Source organism: Marinobacterium sp. YM272 (assembly GCF_050908845.1).
Taxonomy (GTDB): Bacteria; Pseudomonadota; Gammaproteobacteria; order Pseudomonadales; family Balneatricaceae; genus Marinobacterium_D.
In genome coordinates this window covers 431457-437500 of sequence record NZ_CP194171.1, presented here as the reverse complement: position 1 = coordinate 437500, position 6044 = coordinate 431457, and the positions used below count along the sequence as shown (strand labels likewise).

Genomic DNA, 6044 nt, shown 5'->3' with positions numbered 1-6044 from the left:
GAGCGACCGCTGCCTCGCTTTCAAGGACCCTGAGGTGCGGGCGGCAGCTGCGGCAATATTGAAGCGACGCAATATAGGTGCCCTGGTTGTCATCGGAGGTGACGGGTCGTTGACCGGGGCTCACCTGCTGGAGCAGGAAACCGGCGTCGCCGTCATCGGCCTGCCGGGCACCATCGATAACGATATATTCGGCACCGATGACACTATTGGCTTCGACACCGCGGTTAATACCGCACTGGAGGCGATAGACCGCATACGCGATACCGCCACCTCTCACGAGCGTCATTTTCTGGTCGAAGTGATGGGACGGGCCTCCGGATCCATCGCGATTAATGTCGGCATGGCGGCAGGCGCAGAGATGATTCTGGTGCCGGAACAGGCGTTCGATGTGGCAACGATCAGTGAGGAACTGGCCACAAGCCGACGTGCCGGTACCGGCTCCAGCGGTATCATTGTGGTTGCCGAGGGTCCCGAGCCCGGGTTGACCTCCCGCCTGGCCGCCCAGTTGAAGGAGAGAGGCCAGGATCCCCGGGTCTGCATACTGGGTCATATCCAGAGAGGCGGCAGCCCCACCGGTCACGACCGCGTGCTTGCCACCTGCATGGGCGCCATGGCGGTTCGCTACCTGTGCGCCGGATACTCCGATATTATGGTTGGGGTTAAGGATGGCAGTATCGTCGATGTACCTCTTGAGGATGTCATCCGCTTCCGCAAGGGGCTTGAGCCCAGCCTGTTGGATCTTGCCCTGCAGGTACACCGCTGACAGAGGAGGCAACAATGAAGTTGCTGATACGTTTTTTCTTCCAGGGACTTTTGGTACTTCTGCCGGCTATTCTGACCATCTACCTGGTCTGGCTGATCGCGCACACACTCAACGATCTGATATTTTCCATGATCGGTCACTTTCTCGAATCAGTGATCGGACTGGAGCTGCCAGGCTGGCTCGCCTCCATACTCGGTTTTCTGCTGGTGATCAGTCTGATTACCGCCACCGGCATACTGGCCTCCATGTATCTGGGTCGGTTCATGCTGGAATGGTTCGACCAGCTACTGCAGCGGATCCCGCTGGTACGCCTGTTGTACACCTCTCTCAGCGACCTGTTTAAGGCGCTGCTGGGCGATCATCGCGGTTTTGACCGCCCGGTGCTGGTGCAGCTGACCGCAGACCCGGGGGTCCGCGTGGCGGGCTTTGTTACGCGGGACGATCTGTCCCTGTTGGGACTAAACGATGATGTGGCGGTCTACCTGCCCCAGTCATACAACTTTGCCGGCAACCTGATTATCGTCCCTACCGACCGGATAACCCCTATAGACGCCAAGGCCAGCCAGGTCACCACCTTTATTGTCAGCGGCGGCGTGTCCACCAGCAGCGAGCGCAAGCAAAACGGTGTTGTCAGCCCCGATGGTCCGCCACAAACGGATTAGTCCTGCGCTCTTCGCCAAAGGTAGACATGGGACCATGACCGGGAATAAAGCGAACCTCATCGCCCAGCGGGAATAACTTCTCGCGAATCGACCGGATCAGCGTGGCATGGTCACCTCGGGGAAAGTCCGTGCGCCCGATTGAGCCCTGGAACAGCACGTCCCCCACCTGTGCCAGCTGACTGTTGCGGTGGAAAAACACCAGGTGGCCCGGTGTATGGCCCGGACAGAACAGCACTTCCAGCTGTTCCTTACCTACAGTCAGGGTGTCGCCTTCGTCCAGCCAGCGATCCGGCGTAAAGCCCTCAACCTTGCCGAAGCCAAACATGGCACTCTGCTGATCCAGACCATCGATCCAGAAAGCGTCCTCTTTATGCGGCCCGAGGATGGGAACACCCGCCTCACGTGCCAACGGCGCCGTGCCACCCACATGATCCAGGTGTCCGTGAGTCAGCAGGACCTGCGTAAGTTTGACCCCTTCTTCCTCAATCACAGCCTGAATGCGCTCGATATCACCACCGGGATCGATAACGGCCGCCTCCAGTGTCTGTTCACACCAGATCAGGGTGCAGTTCTGCTGGAAAGGAGTCACCGGAATGATGCGGAATTTCATAGCCTGCCCATGGAGAAAGTGAATGAACGCCCCAGTATACGCGGGGCGTTTTTCAAACCCAATCAGACCTTGAAGCGGGAGATCTGCTGCTCAAGGTCATCGGCCAGGCCACGCAGCTGTTCACCCTGAGCGGCTACGCTGTTGGCAGCGGCCACAGTGGCTTCGGATGCCTGGGTGATTGAGAGCAGGTTGTTGTTCATCTCTTCAGAAACCGTGCTCTGCTCTTCTGCCGCGGAAGCCACCTGCAGCCCCATGTCGCGCACAGAGGACATATCTTCAACAATGCGCTTGAGCTCCTGGCCGGCCAGCATCGCTTTTTCGACACTCTCCTTCGCGCGGTCACGGGAGCGGTCCATCACCTCCACGGCACGGGACGCGACCTTGCCAAGACGCGCGTTCATATCGCGAATCTCTTCGGTGGACGCCCTTGTGCGCTGCGCCAGCTGCCGAACTTCGTCAGCCACAACCGCGAAGCCGCGACCCGATTCGCCGGCACGAGCGGCCTCGATGGCGGCGTTGAGTGCCAGCAGGTTGGTCTGTTCGGAGATCGCCTCGATCTGCTCAAGCACTTCACCGATCTGTACGGTATCTCCCTGAAGCTGTCGGATGACACTTGCTGCTTCCTGCACCTCGCCGGCCAGTTCCTGAATCCGGGCCACCGTTTCATCGACATCGTGGCTACCCTCATCAGCCTCATGGTCCGCGTGATCGATGGCAGTAGCCGTTTCTCCGGCACTGCGGGCGACCTCATGAATACTGGCCGCCATCTCATTCATTGCAGTGGAGAGCAGCTCCGACTCCTGCGCCTGACGATCCAGCGAGCGACTGGTCTCTTCAGCGCTGGCAGCCAGCTCCACAGCACTACCTGTCAGCTGAGTGGTGCTGGCGGCAATACTCTGGATCAGCCCCTGGAATCCTTCCAGTGTCTTGTCGATCTGTTTGCCAACCCGACCCAGCTCATCCCGGCTCTGGAGACCGGTACGTGCCGTCAGATCGCCGTCAGCCACCTTGACCATCACCTGACTCACCACATCGAGGGGACCACAGATCGCTCGCGCGACCTGCCAGGCCACGGCAGCCAGAATCACCAGTACGATCAGCAGTTGAACGACAACGTGCAGAATATCGTTGATAAAAGCATCGTTAATATCCTCTACATACAGGCCTGTTGCGATGACCCAGCCCCAGGCCGGAACAGCGCTGGCATAGCTGAGCTTCGCCTGGGGTTCGGGTTCTCCGCTCCTGGGCCACTCATACTCGAAAAAGGCATTGGGCTGACTGCTGTTCAGCAGACCGGCCATCTGCTGGAAAACCGGGACGCCATCGGTGGTGCGGGTCTGTGCCAGCGAGGTGCCGACCAGTGAGCTGTCTGCACCGTGAACCAGAACCCTGGCTTTGGCATCCAGGATGAAGAAATAACCGTCTTCGCCGTAATGCATCCCTTCGATCAACGCTTTGGCGTTCTGCTGCGCCTGGTCGAGACTGATCTCGCCCCGTGTCACCAGCCGCTGCTCTACGTTGAGCAGGGTGCTGACATTTTCAACAACCGCATGCAGCTGCTGCTGACGCTCCGCATAGAGCGAGGCGCGCATATCCAGAAGAGATAAAATCGAGGTTACGCCGAGCGCTATGCCGGCAAGCAGAATAATGGCCCAGAGCTTGGCGCGAACGCCTATGTCAGCCAGTTTCATGGCGAGTTCCTTTCCCCCTGGCAGAGCATGCCAGTTAATATTTGTGTTATGTACCCAAACTACGACGCTGCCAATCTAGCACCAATGGGATTTTCGCACCAAGCGTTTGCCCAGCGCTTTCGCGCTCTTGCCGTGGAACAGATGCTTACCCTCCCTGACTGACTTTGCATGCAGGCGGGCACGCTCGGTGTCGATCTGCGTCCTGACCCTGACCAGCTCATCGAGCCAGAAGTAACGGCGTTGATACTCAAGTCGCTCCGCGAGCATATCCAGATCGTGCAGGTCGCCTAGGTAATCACTCAATTGCTTCAATCTGCGCAGATCGCCGGCTTTTTTATCAGAGCTAAGCAGCAACGACTGGTAATAGACCCGTTTGACCAGCTTGCGCCACTCGTGAAGCACCTCCTCAGAGCCATCACTCCTGGCGTCCTGCCACATCTGGATACACTGGCGAAAGCTTTTCCGTACGGTTTTTTCCAGCTCACGGCACTCCATCCCCGAGCGCAGATCGGCATGGAGCTGCTGTTTAAGGGCGTTGAGCCGCACTTCGATCTCCTGCCAGTCCGGCGGGCGACTGAAGCTGGTAGCCGCTGAGGCATGCAACAGTGAGCTTAACCTCTCGATCAGCCCTTTTTCCCCGGGCACCAGCGCCTGCAGGGTTTCCAGCGCCACATCCGCATCCCGCTGCCCCGACAGATCCGCGGCCAGATCACGGCAGCGGCTGTTGAGTTCCCGGTAGCTCTCCTCCGCAAGCGCCGCACGGACCAGACGCAGAAAGGCGCGTAGCCTTTTCGTGCCCACGCGAACCTGATGAATGGTTTCTGCCGAGCCCAGGGTGTCACGCTGCTCCAGCGCCTGTACCGAGACATCCAAAATATCTTCTGCGGCTTGCGCCACCCGGCGATCCAATGCCGTGCCTTTGCCTTCGCCCTCGCTCACGTCCTTTTTCTTACTCATGATTTCCTGCTCATCCGGCGTATATCCGGCTAACCGCCTTCACGTTCGACACTGACCTCGGGAGCGCCACCCTGAGGTACGCTGACACTCACCACCATCGGCGCACAGCACACCGGACAGTCTTCCGTATATTCCTGCTCAGGTTCAATGCACTCGATCAACAGCCCAATGGTTTCGCCACACCAGGGACACTGGGTATCTATACTTTCCTGCGGGTTCATGGCACCTCCCGGATCTTTTTATGAGTCTGGCAGCGCTGCCGCGCATACCTGGGGGCCATAGGAATTTATAGCAGAAGGCCACAACTTTGCTGCTCATCCTGTAGACAGCCTGTTTATGGGGCCCTAGACTAGCGCTACTTTTATCTTGGTCGGGGTGCCCGGATTCGATTTCTCACGGAATCGCATCACAGGGGCTGAGATTAAACCCGCAGAACCTGATCCGGCTCGAACCGGCGTAGGAAATCGAGATACACCTATGCAACACATCCAGGCTTGGTGTCAGGCCGGCTGTGCGGTTCGTCCGTCACAGAGGAGCCTGACATGACAGATTCAACACCCATCGCCCTCACGATTGCCGGCTCTGACAGCGGCGGCGGTGCCGGTATTCAGGCTGACCTGAAAGCCTTCTCCGCACTCGGCGTTTATGGTGCCTCGGTCATCACCGCACTTACCGCCCAGAACACCCGCGAAGTGCGCGCTATCCACGACGTGCCAGCGGCGTTTATCGCCGACCAGTTGAACACCGTGTTCGACGACCTGGCGGTCAACGCCATCAAGATCGGCATGCTCAGCCGCCCGGAAACCATCCAGACCATCGCCTGTATCCTGAAAGAACGCGCCCTGTCCAATATCGTCCTCGACCCGGTCATGGTGGCGAAAAGCGGCGACAAGCTGCTCGCCGACGAATCGGTCGATGCCCTGCGCAGCGAACTGCTGCCGCTGGCAACTTTGATCACGCCCAACCTGCCGGAAGCCTCGGTACTGCTTGATCTCCCGGAAGCGCAAAATGAACAGCAGATGCGCGAGCAAGCCGGTGCCCTGCTGCGCTTCGGCCCGAGTGCCGTGCTGATCAAGGGCGGTCATCTGGCCGGATCCGCCAGCAACGAGAGCGCAGACCTGCTGCTCGATGCGGCTGCAGAGCGCTGGCTTCCTGCCAGGCGGATCAGCACCCGCAATACCCACGGCACCGGCTGCACCCTGTCATCGGCGATTGCAGCAGGTCTCGCCAAAGGCCTGGCAGTCGGTCAGGCGGTGGATGAAGCCAAGGCCTACATCACCGATGCGATCAAGGCGGCCGACCGCCTGCAGATAGGAAGCGGGCACGGCCCGACCCATCACTTCCACCGTTGGTGGTAAACC

Annotated in this window: 7 protein-coding genes and 1 riboswitch (1 of these 8 only partly in view); of the genes, 3 read left to right on the top strand and 4 right to left on the bottom strand. The window is 59.2% G+C overall.

What is annotated here, in order from left to right; translation table 11 throughout:
* Together pfkA and ACQUQP_RS02135 are read left to right on the top strand one after the other, a co-directional pair.
* Positions 1-763: the 3' portion of a 6-phosphofructokinase gene (gene pfkA / locus ACQUQP_RS02140; RefSeq protein ID WP_432697175.1), read on the top strand. Its footprint begins 242 nt before the window's first position; 763 of the gene's 1005 nt are visible here — the last part of the coding sequence; the start codon falls outside the window, past its left edge; the stop codon is at positions 761-763.
* 14 nt (positions 764-777) lie between these two features.
* Positions 778-1425 carry a DUF502 domain-containing protein gene (locus ACQUQP_RS02135; protein ID WP_432697174.1) on the top strand — a complete coding sequence of 216 codons (648 nt, stop codon included), beginning with the start codon at positions 778-780 and terminating at the stop codon, positions 1423-1425.
* Here the strand turns inward: ACQUQP_RS02135 and ACQUQP_RS02130 are convergent.
* The 4 genes from ACQUQP_RS02130 to ACQUQP_RS02115 all read right to left on the bottom strand — a co-directional run bounded on the left by ACQUQP_RS02130 (position 1394) and on the right by ACQUQP_RS02115 (position 4904).
* The gene (locus ACQUQP_RS02130) at positions 1394-2035 is read right to left on the bottom strand and encodes an MBL fold metallo-hydrolase (RefSeq protein ID WP_432697173.1); all 642 of its coding nucleotides are present in this window, start codon (positions 2033-2035) and stop codon (positions 1394-1396) included. The two genes, ACQUQP_RS02135 and ACQUQP_RS02130, sit on opposite strands and share 32 nt — an antisense overlap.
* Before the next feature lie 62 nt (positions 2036-2097).
* Positions 2098-3726 carry a methyl-accepting chemotaxis protein gene (locus tag ACQUQP_RS02125; RefSeq protein WP_432697172.1) on the bottom strand — a complete coding sequence of 543 codons (1629 nt, stop codon included), beginning with the start codon at positions 3724-3726 and terminating at the stop codon, positions 2098-2100.
* 75 nt (positions 3727-3801) lie between these two features.
* Positions 3802-4683 carry a CHAD domain-containing protein gene (locus ACQUQP_RS02120; protein WP_432697171.1) on the bottom strand — a complete coding sequence of 294 codons (882 nt, stop codon included), beginning with the start codon at positions 4681-4683 and terminating at the stop codon, positions 3802-3804.
* Positions 4684-4712: 29 nt separating this feature from the next.
* A complete protein-coding gene (locus ACQUQP_RS02115) occupies positions 4713-4904 on the bottom strand; it encodes a CPXCG motif-containing cysteine-rich protein (RefSeq protein WP_432697170.1) in 192 nt (63 codons plus the stop codon).
* A 140-nt stretch (positions 4905-5044) separates the two neighbouring features.
* A riboswitch (TPP riboswitch) is annotated at positions 5045-5163 on the top strand.
* A 62-nt stretch (positions 5164-5225) separates the two neighbouring features.
* On the opposite strand from ACQUQP_RS02115, the gene thiD reads away from it, so the two are divergent.
* Positions 5226-6041 (top strand): bifunctional hydroxymethylpyrimidine kinase/phosphomethylpyrimidine kinase, encoded by an 816-nt coding sequence (thiD, locus tag ACQUQP_RS02110; RefSeq protein WP_432697169.1) that lies wholly within the window; start codon positions 5226-5228, stop codon positions 6039-6041.
* The last annotated feature ends 3 nt before the right edge of the window (positions 6042-6044 follow it).